The sequence below is a fragment of the Methylotetracoccus oryzae genome, from assembly GCF_006175985.1.
In the GTDB taxonomy this organism is placed as follows: Bacteria; Pseudomonadota; Gammaproteobacteria; order Methylococcales; family Methylococcaceae; genus Methylotetracoccus; species Methylotetracoccus oryzae.
Genome location: NZ_SRSH01000008.1, coordinates 1 through 15,221, shown reverse-complemented (window position 1 = coordinate 15,221; position 15,221 = coordinate 1). Strand labels below are relative to the sequence as shown.

The following is a 15,221-nucleotide window of genomic DNA, read 5'->3' as shown; positions in this document are numbered from 1 at the left end:
GAGCCGCCGAATGTGCGCGGCACGGCGCGCGGCGGTCCACACCTGATGCCGCTTCTCCCGAGCACGAATGTCTCCCGTGCAGCCGGATGCGACCCACGTGCGTGATAACCACCGGCATCGTTTCCTTAGCCTGTTCTGGAAGGGTTTTCTGTTCCTGAGCCTACTGATGGTGGGCATCGGGGCCTCGTTTGCAGTACTCAATCACCTCCATCTCAAGCGCCAGTTCGAGGAGCAGCAGAAACTCGACAAGGCCCTGCTGAACCGGCAACTCAATGACCTGTTGTCGCGTTCCCTGACTCGTTTGCAGCAGATCGGACCGGTACTGACGTCGGTCGGCAATGTGGCCGAAGCCTTGCGAAAGCAGGACCCACGACTGCTGCGCTCTTCGGCGTCAATTTACACCACGATCCAGCACGACCTGGATATCGAGCACCTGGAGTTGTTCGACGCATCCGGGAACCCATTCTGGCAATGGGGCCTGAAGGCTTCCACCGAGGTCGATTCGGCGCAGGAGGCGACGGCGATCCGCACCGTCCTGGAGCGGGAAGAACCGTCCAATCTGCTGGTCTGCCGCACCCACTGCGCCCTGCGCGTCTATCTGCCGGTATTGGTCGACGGACGCCTTGCCGGCGCCTTCGCGTTGAGGCAGTCCATCGCACAGCTCGTCATCGAGTACCAATCACTCACCGGCGCAGACATCGCCATCCTGATTCCGGCCACACCGGCCGAGCTAGCGAATGGTCCGCTCGCCTGGGGCTACAAGCTGGCTGCGCTGACGCATTCGACGGCACTCGAACCGCTCATCGCCGAGTTGTCCGCGCGGAATCCAGACGAACTCTCGCATGCCACCGATGTCATCCAGAACTGGAGGGGCCGGTATTTCTCGGTGCACAGCATCCCGCTACAGGCGATCGTGCATGCCGAGGCCGTGGCCCTGATCATCGCGGAAGTCACTGACCAGATCGATCAAATCCATAACGCTACCCGCAATGGCATCTTTCTCGCCTCGGTCGCACTGCTGATTGCCGAGTTGCTGCTGTTCCTGATGATGAAGTTCCCGCTCAGACATCTCGGCCGACTGGCCGAGTCGCTCCCCCTGATGGCGCAGGGCGCCTATGCGGAGGCGCGGGAGCACCTGATCGCCGCCAAGCGAACGACGCGCTGGCATGACGAGGTCCTGATACTCGACGACGCTGCGCTCCAGCTTTCGCAGCAACTCGAATCACAGGCGCGGGCGATAGCCCACAAGACGCGGGAACTCGCCGCTGAGCGCGACTTCGTGCAGGGACTGCTCGATGCCGCGCAGGTCATGATCCTGACTCAGTCCAGCTCCGGCCGCATTCTGACCGCCAACGAGTTGACCCTGCAGGTCACCGGGTTCGAGCCTCGTGAACTGCGCGGGCGTCCATTCCGGTCGTTGATACTGGAAACGAAGGTCAGCGAGGAGTTCGAAGAGCACTTTGCCCAACTCTGGTCGGGGCAGCGTGAACGGCTGCAGCACGAAACCGAACTGCTCTGTAAGGAGGGCACGCGGCGTAGCGTGGTCTGGGTACACACGCGGCTGAAGGATCAGAATCCGAACGATGTGGCCGTACTCTCGGTCGGACTCGATGTCACCGAGCGGGTGGAAGCCGAAACCCGCTACATGTGGTTGGCGAATCATGACCCGCTGACCGGCCTGTACAACCGGCGCGGCTTCCACGAGGAACTGGAACGGATCTACGGCGAGGTCGAGAAAAGCCAGGCGCGCGCCGCGTTGATCCTGTTCGATCTCGACCACTTCAAGGATATCAACGACACGGTTGGGCATCTTGCCGGCGACGAACTCCTCGGCAAACTGGCCTCCGAGCTCAAGACGCGGATTCGCAAGGCAGACATCGCCGCGCGCCTGGGCGGTGACGAGTTCGCGATCCTGATGCCTCATCAGGGACTCGAAGGGGCGATGGCGTTCGCCAATCTGCTCAACACGCGCCTGAAAACATTACCGATCACCGTGCAGCAGAAGCTGTTTCACGTCTCTGCGAGCATCGGTGTCGCGGTGATCCCGGACCACGGAAGCAATATTGAAGACATTCTCGCGAATGCCGACCTGGCCATGTACCAGGCCAAGAATAGCGGCCGGAGCCGAGTGCATCTGTTCTCTTACAGCGACCACGCGCGCGAACGCATATCCGATCGCAGTTATTGGAAGCAAACCATTCAGAATGCTCTGTTGCAGCGGCGGTTCATCTTCCACTACCAACCGATCCTGTCACTGGCAACCGGAGCCATTCCTTACTATGAAGCGCTGGTGCGCCTGCGCGGCGACGACGGCACGCCGATCCCGCCGAGCGAATTTCTGGAATATGCGCAACTGACCGGCTTGATCCGCGAAATCGACCGCTATGTGGTGGAAGATGCGATTCGCTTCCTGAGTGCATATCGGGATTCGAACCGCTTTACCGCCATCCACGTCAACCTGTCGGCTTCGGCGCTATCCCACCGCGACTGGACAGAACCTCTTAAGCTGGCTTTGAAAAAACGCGAGATTCAGCCGGAACGACTGATTTTCGAAATTACGGAAACGGCCGCCATCGCCGACTTCGGAACGGCCAAGGACATCATGGACGAACTGGCCGTACTCGGCTTCCGTTTTGCGATCGATGACTTCGGTGTGGGGTTCGCGTCCTTCTCCTACCTGCGCCACCTGCCGGTGCAATTCGTCAAGATCGACAAGAGTTACGTGACCTATATCTCCGGCAACGTGCGGGATGAAGCCTTCGTGTCGGCCATTACGACGCTCGCACACGGCAACAAAATGGAAGTCATCGCCGAGGGCGTGGAGGATGCCGAAACGCTCGAAACCATTCGGCGGCTGGGTGTAGACCTGGCACAGGGCTACTTCATCGGACGACCTGCACCGTTCGAAGCATTCGAAGAAGCCTCATCGATCGAGGCCGAGGACAGGACGACAGAAGCATCCGAACCCAGATAAGCGGCCAGAATCGCCGTGACGCGGTTCAACGCTCCCCGGTTCCTGAGCACATAGGCCTGTGCACGTTCACCCATCTCCGCCCGCAACACGGCATCATCCAGCAAGCGCTCCAACGCCGCCGCAAGGGAAGACTCGCCATCCGTCGCAAAGGCGCCTCCGGCCTCCACCAGCGCAGCGCAAATCACCCGGAAGTTGTCGACATGCGGGCCAAACATCACCGGCAGTCCCGCCATGGCAGGTTCGAGCACATTGTGGCCTCCCACCGGAACCAGGGAACCGCCGACGAAGGCGACGTCCGCCGCGGCGTAGAACGTGCGCAATTCCCCAATCGTATCCAGCACGAAGACCTCGTCCGCGCCACTGCAGGGAATACCGTCGCTACGCCGCACGGTGTGAAAACCCGCCGCTCGCGCCAGTGACGCCACCGCTGCGAAGCGCTCCGGATGCCGCGGCACAAGCATCAGCAGCAAACCGGCGAAGCGCTGCCGCAAGCCGCTGAAAATGGACAGCAGGCGTTCCTCCTCCCCGGCATGGGTGCTGGCCGCGATGATGACAGGCCGCCTGCCGAACAGCTCCTCCCGCAAACCCCGGCCGTTGGCGATAAGCCCCTGACCGTAATCCACGTCGAACTTGATATTGCCCGTCACGGAGATTTTCTTCGGGTCCGCGCCGATCGCGGCGAAGCGCTCGGCGTCCTCCGGTGTCTGCGCCGCGATCGCGCGGACAGCGGCCAGTGCCGGTCTGACCAGTCCACCGATGTACCGGTATCGGACGGCGGACCGACTGGACAGCCGCGCATTCGCAATCACCAGAGGAATCCTGCGGGCGGAGCAGGCACCGAACAGATTCGGCCAGATCTCGGTCTCCAGGATCACTGCCAGACGTGGGCGGAAACGGCCTAGGAAGCGAGCGATCGGACCGGGAAGATCATAGGGGAGATAGCAGTGCTCGACTGAACTGCCGAACAGGGCCTGCACGCGTGCCGAGCCGGTCGGGGTCGTCGTGGTCAACAGCAGCGGGATATCGGGGTAGCGGTCTCGCAGCTGATGCACCAGCGGTGCGGCGGATTCCGTTTCGCCGACCGAAACTGCGTGGATCCAGATGACGTCCCGACGCGGCATCGTCGGTCCATAAGCGCCGAATCGCTCGCCGATACGGTCGCGATAAGCGGGATTGCTGCGGCCCCGCCACAGCAGGCGCAGCACGATGAGCGGAACCGCCCCGTAGAACAGGGCGGTGTAAACGAGCCGCATGTCTACGCAGAGGCTGCGATCAGCCGCCGCGGCGGGCTCGCCTTATTCGGGCACGATGTGAACGGCCAGCTTACCGACGACATCGCCATGCAACTGCACCGCGATCTCGTAGTCGCCGGTATGACGCAGAGGACCCGACGGCAGGCGGACCTCCGCCTTATGCAACTCCACGCCCGCAGCGGTTGCCGCATCGGCGATGTCCTTGGTGCCTACCGAGCCATAAAGGCGCCCCTCATCGCCCGCCTTTTGCGCGATCGTCACGGACAGCTGCGCCAATGCATCGGCCCGGGCCTGCGCCGCAGCCAGCTCGGCCGCCGCCTTCTTTTCCAGTTCCTCGCGGCGCTGCTCGAACTCAGCGAGCTTTTCTGCGGTTGCCGGCACGGCTTTGCCCTGGGGTACCAGAAAGTTGCGCCCATAACCGGGTTTTACGGTGACCTTGTCGCCCAAGTTACCGAGATTGCTGATCTTTTCAAGAAGAATGAGGTCCATCGATGTTTCCCAGTGATTCGATTTCGAGAGATTGGTTGGTGCACCCGAGCACACTAACCGGTGAGCCAGCGCCGCCGCCAGTCCATCCAAAGGTCGGTGACCCCCAGCAGAGCCAAAGGCCCTAGCATCTGCGGCACGAACAGGGCCAGAACATAAATCCCCACCAGCCAGAACCGTTGGCCCGGTCGGGATGCGAAGACCCGGTGCAGAATGGCAAAGCCCAGTATCACGAACAGCACGCCGAGTATCAGCAGCAGGTTCGCGAACAGTTCCGCTACCCGCCCCTCCAGACCGACGGCAGCACCGGCACACACCAAGGCAAGGTAGTGCGTCACCGGGTGCATACGCAGGGCAGTAAACTCGGCGCCGAAACCACCCGGGTTGAATAACCGCGCCTGCCACCACCTGGCCAGCACGAGACTCAGGATCAAGCTGAGCACTGAACCCGCTGCGATGAGCCCGGTAAGGTAGGGAGCGAAGCCCTCGCTGAGCCGAGTGAACGGGGCCGCATCGGGCGGTGAACCGGCGGCAGTCAGTGGCTCCAGGATCTGCCGAAAGCGCTCGGCCCACATCGCCGCCGGATCGTCGACCAAGGCGTAGACCAGTCCGACCGCCAACAGCCCCAGCGCCCCCGCGGCTTCCGTCGCCCAGCCAAAATTTCGCGCCACGCGCAGCACGACGGCCACGAGCCAGGCCGGCACCCACATCATCCCTGCGTAGGCCAGCGGCGTCAGAACGGAACCCGTCAACGCGACACCAATGACGCCGACGACCGACGACACCAGGCCGGTGATGGCGAGGCCTTCGCTACTCCCCTTACGGAGCGTGACCAGCGCGACCGAAGCCGAACTCAGCAGGCCGACGAGGGGGAAGAACAGCGAGAGCAGCGCGAATCCGAGCACGACCACACTGGCCTGCACTCGACCCCGCAGCGCGTAGGCTGCTGCCCGCAGAAGCATTGTTGCGGTTCCCGGTCAAATCGCCAACGGCAGCCGCCGGATCAGGCGACCGGTTTACTGCGGATGCGAATCGCAGAACGGGATCAGCGCCAGGAACCGCGCCCGCTTGATCGCCGTCGCGAGTTGCCGCTGATACTTGGCCTTCGTTCCGGTGATGCGGCTCGGAACGATTTTGCCGGTTTCGGACAGGTACTCTTTGAGGAGATCGAGATCCTTGTAATCGATCTCCTTGATGTTCTCGGCCGTGAAACGGCAAAACTTTCTGCGTTTGAACTGACGTACGGTAGACATAATCGTGCGATTCTCGCTGACGGAATGACAGATGAGGGATCGGAAAGCCGCGACTCAATCCGCCTCGGCGGACTCGGTGGCCGGAACGCCGGGTTCGGCGGTCTCGCTGCCGGCATCGTCGCTGTCCCCAGCGCTCTCTGAGTGACCCGAGCGCGCCATTGGGGAAGGTTCGGTGACCGGCTCATCCCGCTTCAGGGTGAGGCTCCTGAGCACCGCATCGTTGAATCGGAAGCCGCTTTCCAGCTCCTCCAGCGTCGGCTGATCACATTCGATGTTCATCAGCACGTAGTGCGCCTTCAAGACCTTCGCGATGGGGTAAGCCAGATGCCGGCGACCCCAGTCCTCAAGACGGTGAATCGTGCCGGCAGCGCCTTCGATGATCGAGCGATAACGCTCGATCATGGCGGGAACCTGAGCACTCTGATCCGGATGGACCAGCACGACGATTTCATAATGGCGCATGAAAACTCCTTTCGGAAAATGAGCCTCCCCGCCCGATTGGACGGGTGAGGCAAGGAGCGGCAACCCAGAAAAACTGGGGCTGCCGGATAAAACCGGCGATGATAGTACAACAGGCTCAGCCTTGGCAACCGAACCGAGCTTTACGAGGGTACCCCGTTCCCTGCGTCAACGGGATCGAGCTGCACCTTCCCGATTTTCCGGCGGCCCACCTGCACGACGCGGGGCGGGCCCGCGGGGATCCGACACCGCGAATCACTGACCCGTTCGCCGTCGATCCGGACAGCGCCCTGATCGATCATTCGCAGCGCCTCGGAGGTGCTGGCCGTGAGCCCCAGATCTTTCAGCAGATTCGCGATCGGGTAGCCGGCCGCATCGACTCCCAGGATCGTGACCGGTAGATCGGTGGGAATCTGCCGGTCGCTGAAACGGCGTTCGAATGCCTCGACCGCTCCTTTCCCGGCCGCGGCGCCATGAAAGCGGGCGACGATTTCCTCGGCGAAGCGCACCTTGTAATCGCGTGGGTTGGCGCCCTCGGCGCAGGCTTGCCGCCAAGCCTCGATCTCGGCCACGCTGCGCTCACTCAGCAGCAGCAAATAGCGCCACATCAGGGTGTCCGAGATCGACATCAACTTACCGAACATCTCGTCCGGCAAATCAGCGATTCCGACATAATTGCCGAGCGACTTCGACATCTTTTGCACGCCGTCCAGACCTTCCAGGATCGGCATGGTCAAAACGATCTGCGGCTTCTGGCCGTGCAACTCCTGCAAGTGCCGCCCCATCAGCAGGTTGAACTTCTGATCCGTGCCGCCCAGCTCGACATCGGCCTTCAGTGCCACCGAATCGTAGCCCTGAATCAGCGGGTACAGGAACTCGTGAATTGCGATTGGCTGGCCGGATTTATAGCGGTTGTTGAAATCCTCGCGCTCCAGCATGCGCGCCACCGTCTGCTTCGCCGCCAGCCCGATCAGTTCGGCCGACGTCAGCGCGTTCATCCAGCTCGAATTGAACATCACCAAGGTGCGCTCGGGGCACAGCACCTTGAAGATCTGTTCCTCGTAGGTCTTGGCGTTCTCGATGACCTCATCTCGGGTCAACGGCTTCCGGGTCGCGTTCTTGCCGGTCGGATCGCCGATCATGCCGGTAAAGTCCCCGATCAGAAATATGGCTTCGTGACCATGATCCTGAAACTGCTTGAGCTTCGTCAGCAGCACCGTATGCCCCAGATGCAGATCGGGCGCGGTCGGATCGAAGCCGGCCTTGATCCTGAGCGGACGCCCCTGCTGCAGGCGCTCCTGCAGTTCCTGCTCTTTCAGGACCTCTTCAGCCCCGCGCCGCAGTTCATTCAGGGTATCGTCAAGCATGCCAGCCTCTTGGAATCGGTTGCGTGAAATCGCAGGGCCCGCATTCTAAAAGCTGCGCTCGCCCCTGACCAGCCGAAGGACTCCCCGGCATGAGCGGAAATGCACGCATGAATAGCGCGAATGTTCGCGGGTCGCGGCTGTGGAGGTGATGGAGGAGCGCGCGGGGGAATCGGTCCCGGATGAACAGCACGTCGGGCCGGCCAGGACCGGGCCACCGCGCGTGTGGACGCGAAGCGGTGGCGCCCGGAGGCGCCACCCGGCCTGTCAGACCGAGAAGGAGGAGCCGCAGCCGCAGGTCGTGGACGCGTTCGGGTTGCGGATGACGAACTGCGCGCCGCTGACGTCTTCCTTGTAGTCGATCTCGGCACCCCGCAGATAATCGATGCTCATCGAGTCGATCAGCACGGTCACGCCATTCTTTTCGATCAGCGTATCGTCGTCGTTCGCGGCTTCGTCAAAGGTGAAACCGTATTGAAAACCAGAACAGCCGCCGCCGGAAACGTAAACACGCAGCTTGAGTTGCTCGTTGCCTTCTTCCTGAATGAGCTCGCTGACTTTCGTAGCGGCATTGTCGGTGAAATGGATGGCTTCTTGGCTCATCTGGAAACCCTGCGCAGTTCTTCAAACACTTTTTCGAGTATGACTATTCCCACCCACGCGGTCAACTTATCACGGCTTTCGCATCCCGAAAGCTGCGGCAACTGCCGGTTACGGACAAAGCGGGCTCACAATGCCGCAAGCGCGTCGCGCAAGGTTCGGACCGGCGTCACTTCCATGCCCGCAGGGAGATTCTTCGGGGCGTTGGGCGCGGGCACCAGGGCATGGCGGAAGCCTTGCTTCTGGGCTTCGCGCAAACGCTCCTCCCCGTTGGTCACGGGACGGACCTCACCGTTCAGGCCCACTTCGCCGAAAATGATCCAGTCTCGGGGCACCGGCCGGTCACGGTAACTGGAGGCGATCGCCATCAGTACCGGCAGGTCGCCCGAGGTCTCATTCAGGCGCAGCCCGCCCACCAGATTGATGAACACGTCCTGGTCCATCACCGGCATGCCCCCATGGCGGTGCAACACCGCCAGCAGCATGGCGAGCCGATTGGCCTCCATGCCGACCGCCACCCGGCGCGGCATCCCGGTGCGGCAGTCGTCGACCAGGGCCTGCACCTCCAGCAGGATGGGCCGACTGCCCTCCCGCATGACCATCACGACGCTGCCCGGCAGATCCTCATCGTACCGCGACAGAAAAATTGCCGAGGGATTCCGCACTTCGCGCAAGCCCGTTTCGGTCATCGCGAAGACACCGAGTTCGTTGACGGCGCCGAAGCGATTTTTGAACGAACGCACCACACGGAACCGGCTGTTGCTGTCGCCTTCGAAATACAGAACCGTGTCGACCATGTGTTCGAGCACGCGCGGTCCGGCCAGCGCACCTTCCTTCGTCACGTGCCCGATCAGGAATACACTGCATTGCAGCCGTTTCGCATACCGCACCAGATGCGCCGCGCATTCCCTGACTTGCGCCACCGAGCCCGGCGCCGACTGCAGCGCTTCGCTGTAAATCGTCTGGATCGAATCGATGACCAGGATCTCCGGCAAGTGACGACGCGCGGTATCGAGGATACGCTCCAAAGCCGTTTCCGCCAGGATCAGCACGTTGTCGCAGGCGAGATGCAGCCTCCGCGCGCGCAGGCTGACCTGCCCCAGCGACTCTTCGCCGGTGATGTACAGGGTCTTTGACTGGCCCCCGAGCGCAGCGGCCGTCTGGAGTAGCAGCGTGGACTTGCCGATGCCGGGATCCCCCCCGAGCAGCACGGTGGAACCTCGCACGAGTCCGCCGCCCAGCACGCGGTCGAGTTCGCTGAGCCCGATTTCCTGCCGATCCAGCAACTCGCCCTCGACCTCGGCCAGGGGCACCGGTTCGCTGCGCTGCTGTTCCCCGGCATACCCGAGATGCCGACGTGCCGGAGCTGAGTCCTCGATGCTCTCGACCAGCGTGTTCCAGACACCGCAGCCGGGGCATTGCCCGCCCCATTTATTCTGAACGTGCCCGCACTCGGTACACCGATAGACGCTGCGCTGGCCCTTCCCTTTCGTCACGCCTGCGGCTTTTCCGCGCTGACGACCGCGTTGTTTCGGTAGCGTTCATGCACGCGGACCGGGTCGAAGCCAACGTCCCGATAAAGGGTCAGCGCCGGCTCCAGTCGCATGACATGTTCCGGCGCTTCGTCGCTGAACAGGTGCAGCGTCCAATCCTCGAGCAGATCCGGCCGATTGAGTTCGGCAAAGACGCGGAAATACTGACGCAACTCCTCCTGTATGACGCGCGTCTGCTCGACGGTGTCGTCCAGCGCATACCGATCGCCGTTGATCAGCACACCGCCTGGGCGCAATACCCGGTGGATCTCGCGCACGATCTGGCACCGATAGTCGTCGAGAAAATTGTGAAAGGCATAGCCGGACGCAACCACATCGACGCTGTTCGACGCCAAACCCTTGACGAAGCTCAAGGCATCGCTCTCGACGAAGTGCAGCCGCCCGGTATCGTTCCAGGCAGCCAGATTGGCTTTCGCCTGGGCCAGCATGGGCGCCGCGATGTCCACGGCCATGATCTCGATGTCGGCGCGCGCCTGCAGCAGTCCTGCCGTGGTGATCCCGGTACCACAGCCGATCTCGAGCACCTTCAGACGCCGCCCGGCCCCGGAACCGGGACACTGCCAGCCGGCCAGAAAAGCTCCCACCTGCCGGCTCATATCCGCCGCGGCTGGGCAGATCAGCTTCAGCATTTCATATTCGGCGCCGATCGGTCCGCTGAAAGCTTGCTCGGAGGCCGGGTCCGCTGTCCGTTTCACATCTACCGTTGCCATGCGCGTGTCCTGATCCCTGAATTGACGTTGCCAGACTCAATCCTGATAACTGATGCGATAGATCGCGCCGCGCTGATCGTCCGAGACCAGCAGCGAGCCATCGGCCAGCTGCAGCACGTCCACCGGGCGACCGAGCACGGTCCCGTCGGGCTGCAGCCAGCCCTCGGCGAAACTGCGTTCCGCCACCGGAGATCCGTCGCGGAACTGCAGCACGACGACCCGGTAACCCTGCGGCTTGGTTCGATTCCAGGACCCATGTTCGGCCACGAACAGGCGGTTCCGGTACTCCTCAGGAAATTGCTTGCCGTTATAGAAACGCATGCCGAGAGGCGCGACATGCGCCGCATACTTCCACACCGGCGCGACGAAGTCGCTGCACGGCCGCTCATCGCCGAATTCGGGATCGCCGATGTCGGCCCCATGACAGAACGGGTAACCGTAATGCCGGCCAAGTTCGGGAGCGACGTTCAATTCGTCAGGTGGCCGGTCGTCGCCCAACTCGTCCCGACCGTTATCGTTGAAGAACAGCTTCCCGGTCTCGGGGTGCCAGTCGAAGCCGACGCTGTTGCGGACCCCTCGCGCTACGATCTCCAGATTCTTGCCATCCGGGTCCATTCGCGTCAGCGTCGCGAAAATCTCTTTGGGCGACAAACAGATGTTGCAGGGAGCGCCGACCGGCACATAGAGCTTGCCGTCCGGCCCGAAGCGCAGATACTTCCACCCGTGGTGCAACTCGCCGGGAAACCCGTCGTAGACGACGGTGGGAACCGGAGGATTGTTCAGCCGGCTGCCTATCCCGGCGAATTTGACGATGCGCTGGACTTCGGCCACGTAAAGATCGCCGTTCCGGTACGCGACGCCGTTCGGCACATTCAGACCGGACGCGATGACCTGCACGGCCTCAGCCACACCGTCGCCGTCCTGGTCGCGCAGCGCATACACTTTGCCGGCCTTCGTCGTGCCGGCATACACGGTGCCATCCTCGCCAACGGTCAGGGAACGCACATTGGGGGTCCGGTCGGAGAAGACTGCAATCCGGAATCCGCCCGGCAACCGGATCTTGTCCAGCCAGGCGCTGCCGGGGGCTGCCGACACAGTCGTCAGTGCCGACGACAGCAGCAGCCAGCCAATCGAAGCCAGCCTGTCATTCGCCCGTCGCATGTTCATCCTCCAGCAGCCAGTACTTTCGCTGTCTTGATTTTTCATCAGGGGTGCCCAAGTATGGTAACACTGAGATTCAACCGAGAGCCGACCCCATGCGCATCCTGCTTTTCCTGTTGACCAATGCGGCCGTTCTGCTGCTCATCAGCCTGATTTTTCAAGTTTTGGGGCTGGGGCAATTCCTGGATCAGCAAGGCGTACACCTGAATCTGCAAAGCCTGCTGATTTACTCCGGCGTAATCGGCATGACGGGTTCGATCATGTCGTTGGCCATGTCCAAGTGGATGGCCAAGCAGTCAATGGGCGTTCACGTCATTGCCCAGCCGGGTAATGCGACAGAGCGCTGGCTCGTCGACGTCGTCGCCCGTCAGGCGGAAAGAGCCGGCATCGGCATGCCCGAAGTCGGGATCTTCGAATCCCCGGACCCCAACGCCTTCGCTACCGGCATGAGCAAGAATGATGCACTGGTCGCCGTCAGCACGGGCTTGCTGCAGGCCATGAGCGCCGACGAAGTCGAGGCGGTGCTCGGCCATGAAATGAGCCACGTGGCGAATGGCGACATGGTCACCATGGGCCTGCTGCAGGGCGTGGTGAATACCTTCGTGTACTTCTTCGCGACCATCGCCGGCCATCTGGTCGATCGCGTGGTATTTCGTTCTGACGGTGATCGGGGCGGCTACGGCCCTGCCTATTTCATCACACAGATGGTGGCCCAGATCCTGTTGTCCATTCTTGCGACGATGATTGTCATGTGGTTCTCGCGCTGGCGCGAATTCCGGGCGGACGCAGGCGGAGCGCGGCTTGCCGGCCGGCAGAAGATGATCGGTGCCCTGCGTGCGCTGCAGCGTGCTCACGACCCGCAGGAATTGCCGGGCGAGTTCGCGGCATTCGGTATCGGCGGCGGCGTGAGCGGCATGTCGCGGCTGTTCCTGAGCCATCCGCCGCTGGAGGAACGCATCGAAGCCCTGCAGCGCGCGCAACCGTAAAAGCGCCAAACAGTGGACCGCCTTCGACCGGAGGCGGTCCTGTCCGGAGTTGCTGTCCTCACGCCGACTTCTCGTATCCCCCACATGCACGCACACGACTCCGGCAGCCCTGCAGTCTTTGAGTTGGCGACGCTGGACGATCACGCCGTTCTGGCGATCGAGGGAGCCGACGCAGTCGGCTTCCTGCAGGGGCAGACCACCTGTGACATCAAGGCGCTAAAGCCGGGCCAGATGACACTGGGCGCGATCTGCAATCCCAAGGGACGCACCCTTGCGGTCTTCCGGCTACTGCGAGTCGAAAGCGGCTGCCTGCTGGTGCTGCCCAAGGATAGGATCGATGCGGTCAGGCGCCGCCTGATACCCTACGTCTTGCGCGCGCAGATACGCATTACCGGGGACGTTGACGATGGCGAGTGGTCCCTGCTGGGCGGATTGGGGTCAATCGGTCCCGGAGCCGGCGCGGTGCTCGGAATGACTGGCGAACCGCAGCCCGGACAGGCGCTGCTGATGTCCACGGGCGCCTGGGTGCTCGCCCTCGAACGCAGCGGAAAGTATCTGGTCGCGGGACCGTCCGCGGTCACGGCGGCGCTCCGTGACCAGTTGCTCGCAGACGGACTGGCACACGAGATCACGAACGAACGCTGGCAGTTTGCCGAGATCGCCGACGGGATTCCCACCATCACCGACGCGACGGCGGAAGAATTCATCCCACAGATGCTCAATCTGGATCTGCTCGGGGGTATCAGCTTCAGCAAGGGCTGCTACACCGGGCAGGAAGTCGTCGCGCGCACTCACTACCTGGGCGCCGTAAAGCGGCGGATGCATCGGCTGCGGGCGCAGTCGGACCGCCGTCCTGAAGCCGGACTGCGCATCGCGATGGGTCCCGACGACACCTTGGCCGGCCAGGTGCTGATCGCTGCCGGCACACCGGAGATGCCGGGTTGCTACGATATGCTTTCCGTGCTGACGGCCGAAGGAGCGCAAGCCCAGGAGTTGCGCCTTGGTTCGCCTTCCGGCCCGCGGCTCGAGCCGGCACGTCTCCCCTACTCGCTCGAAACCTGAGGACTGTTTTTCCGACTACCGCAGCGGTGGTGCGATGCAAGTGCAACGGCGAGCCAGATTACGGGTCGGAGCCTTGGACATCAGGGTGCCCAGTGATAGCATCCGAGCGATTTTTTCACCCCCCCGAGCATCACCATGATCGACGAGACCGCAACCCGCCGTTATTTCAGGATCGGCCTGATCACCGTCGCGGCGGTCTACTTCCTCATCATGGTCGGCGGTATCGTCCGTGCGTCGGGCGCCGGCATGGGCTGCCCGGACTGGCCGACCTGTTTCGGCCAGTGGATCCCACCAACCTCCGAGGCCGAGTTGCCAGCGAACTATCAGGAGATTTACGCCCAGCGCGGCTATGCCGACACGCGATTCAATCCGCTCAAAACCTGGACCGAATACGTCAATCGGCTGATCGGTGTCACGATCGGCGCGCTGGTCATGTTGACCCTCGCCTGCTCGATCCCGCTGCGCAAGCTCGATCCTACGGTGTTCTATCTTTCCGGCGCCGTGCTGTTGCTGGTGGGCTTTCAGGGCTGGCTCGGCTCGGCGGTCGTCGCCAGCAATTTGCGTCCAGCCATGATTACGGCCCATATGATCGTGGCCTTTGTCATCGTTTCCCTGCTGCTCTATACGGTGATCCGTTCGCAGCGCACACGCATCCGGAAAGCAGATTTTGCAGCGCTGCCTCCGCGATTCGGCACCGTGCTGATCGCGGCCATGGTCATGACCCTGCTGCAAATTGCCATGGGGACCCAGATCCGGGAGTCGGTCGACGTCATTGCCACGCTATTCCATGCCGCCGACCGGCATCTCTGGCGTGAGGAATTCCCGACCGTGTTCTACATCCACCGCTCGTTTTCGTCGATTATCCTGTTGACGAACCTATGGCTCGCCTGGACCCTGCTCAAGCGGCTGGGCCACCGGCATTGGTATACCCGGCTCGGAATGGCCCTCGCCGGCCTGGTGGTCGCGGCGATCGCGGCTGGCGTGGGGCTGGACCGTTTCGGCTTCCCCGCCGTCGTGCAGCCGCTGCATCTGGTATTGGCCAATCTGATCTTCGGCATGCAGTTCGCGCTCTTCTCGATTTACCGCTACGCGTCGAACACGCCAGCGCAGGGCGCGGAGCTTACCGCCAGCTACCCCTGAGCCACGCCTTGCGGACCCGAGATCCGGGCCCGAGGGGATTGTCGCCATGAGCACCGATAACCTGATTCGGCCAAGCCCATGGATTCCCAGCCCCTGTTGAGGGTGTCGTAAAAGCTCAATACGTTGCCGTTCCGAGCACTTGAGTAGGTGCTACCGGTGGTGACGATGGCACCGCGAGAGTGCGCCCAAGCCATTCAAAGCGGGAACGGAATTTCCTCAG

Annotated in this window: 14 protein-coding genes; 4 read left to right on the top strand and 10 right to left on the bottom strand. The window is 62.5% G+C overall.

The genetic code is table 11. From position 1 onward, the window contains the following. Positions 1-67 precede the first annotated feature (67 nt). Complete coding sequence (locus BWR02_RS09420) at positions 68-2,974, top strand: bifunctional diguanylate cyclase/phosphodiesterase (RefSeq protein ID WP_139557495.1); 2,907 nt, start codon at positions 68-70, stop codon at positions 2,972-2,974. On the opposite strand, the gene waaA is transcribed toward BWR02_RS09420, so the two are convergent. The 10 genes from waaA to BWR02_RS09370 form a co-directional block, all read right to left on the bottom strand. After that, positions 2,878-4,227: a lipid IV(A) 3-deoxy-D-manno-octulosonic acid transferase gene (waaA, locus tag BWR02_RS09415; protein ID WP_139557494.1), complete on the bottom strand. Its 1,350-nt coding sequence runs from the start codon at positions 4,225-4,227 to the stop codon at positions 2,878-2,880. The two genes, BWR02_RS09420 and waaA, sit on opposite strands and share 97 nt — an antisense overlap. Before the next feature lie 42 nt (positions 4,228-4,269). Beyond that, the gene (gene rplI / locus BWR02_RS09410; RefSeq protein WP_139557493.1) at positions 4,270-4,716 is read right to left on the bottom strand and encodes a 50S ribosomal protein L9; all 447 of its coding nucleotides are present in this window, start codon (positions 4,714-4,716) and stop codon (positions 4,270-4,272) included. 53 nt (positions 4,717-4,769) lie between these two features. Beyond that, positions 4,770-5,675, bottom strand: coding sequence for a YybS family protein (locus BWR02_RS09405; protein ID WP_139557492.1), 906 nt, complete (start codon positions 5,673-5,675; stop codon positions 4,770-4,772). Positions 5,676-5,729: 54 nt separating this feature from the next. Beyond that, positions 5,730-5,966 carry a 30S ribosomal protein S18 gene (gene rpsR / locus BWR02_RS09400; RefSeq protein WP_129882472.1) on the bottom strand — a complete coding sequence of 79 codons (237 nt, stop codon included), beginning with the start codon at positions 5,964-5,966 and terminating at the stop codon, positions 5,730-5,732. Between the two features lie 54 nt (positions 5,967-6,020). Beyond that, positions 6,021-6,428, bottom strand: a complete 408-nt coding sequence (gene rpsF / locus BWR02_RS09395; protein WP_139557491.1) for a 30S ribosomal protein S6 — start codon at positions 6,426-6,428, stop codon at positions 6,021-6,023. Between the two features lie 140 nt (positions 6,429-6,568). After that, the gene (gene tyrS, locus BWR02_RS09390; protein ID WP_139557490.1) at positions 6,569-7,792 is read right to left on the bottom strand and encodes a tyrosine--tRNA ligase; all 1,224 of its coding nucleotides are present in this window, start codon (positions 7,790-7,792) and stop codon (positions 6,569-6,571) included. A gap of 264 nt (positions 7,793-8,056) precedes the next feature. After that, entirely contained in the window at positions 8,057-8,392 is a 336-nt protein-coding gene (erpA, locus tag BWR02_RS09385) for an iron-sulfur cluster insertion protein ErpA (RefSeq protein WP_129882475.1), read from the bottom strand. 125 nt (positions 8,393-8,517) lie between these two features. Further along, positions 8,518-9,885: a DNA repair protein RadA gene (gene radA / locus BWR02_RS09380; protein WP_139557489.1), complete on the bottom strand. Its 1,368-nt coding sequence runs from the start codon at positions 9,883-9,885 to the stop codon at positions 8,518-8,520. Further along, complete coding sequence (locus BWR02_RS09375; protein WP_139557488.1) at positions 9,882-10,652, bottom strand: class I SAM-dependent methyltransferase; 771 nt, start codon at positions 10,650-10,652, stop codon at positions 9,882-9,884. Before BWR02_RS09375 ends, radA begins: the two co-directional genes overlap by 4 nt. A gap of 36 nt (positions 10,653-10,688) precedes the next feature. After that, a complete protein-coding gene (locus BWR02_RS09370) occupies positions 10,689-11,813 on the bottom strand; it encodes a PQQ-dependent sugar dehydrogenase (protein WP_139557487.1) in 1,125 nt (374 codons plus the stop codon). Between the two features lie 95 nt (positions 11,814-11,908). Here BWR02_RS09370 and htpX point away from each other — a divergent pair, with 95 nt between their 5' ends. The 3 genes from htpX to BWR02_RS09355 all read left to right on the top strand — a co-directional run bounded on the left by htpX (position 11,909) and on the right by BWR02_RS09355 (position 15,001). After that, positions 11,909-12,799, top strand: coding sequence for a protease HtpX (gene htpX / locus BWR02_RS09365; protein WP_139557486.1), 891 nt, complete (start codon positions 11,909-11,911; stop codon positions 12,797-12,799). Between the two features lie 84 nt (positions 12,800-12,883). Then, positions 12,884-13,861, top strand: coding sequence for a CAF17-like 4Fe-4S cluster assembly/insertion protein YgfZ (gene ygfZ, locus BWR02_RS09360; RefSeq protein ID WP_139557485.1), 978 nt, complete (start codon positions 12,884-12,886; stop codon positions 13,859-13,861). A gap of 135 nt (positions 13,862-13,996) precedes the next feature. Next, a complete protein-coding gene (locus BWR02_RS09355) occupies positions 13,997-15,001 on the top strand; it encodes a COX15/CtaA family protein (protein ID WP_139557484.1) in 1,005 nt (334 codons plus the stop codon). Positions 15,002-15,221 lie beyond the last annotated feature (220 nt).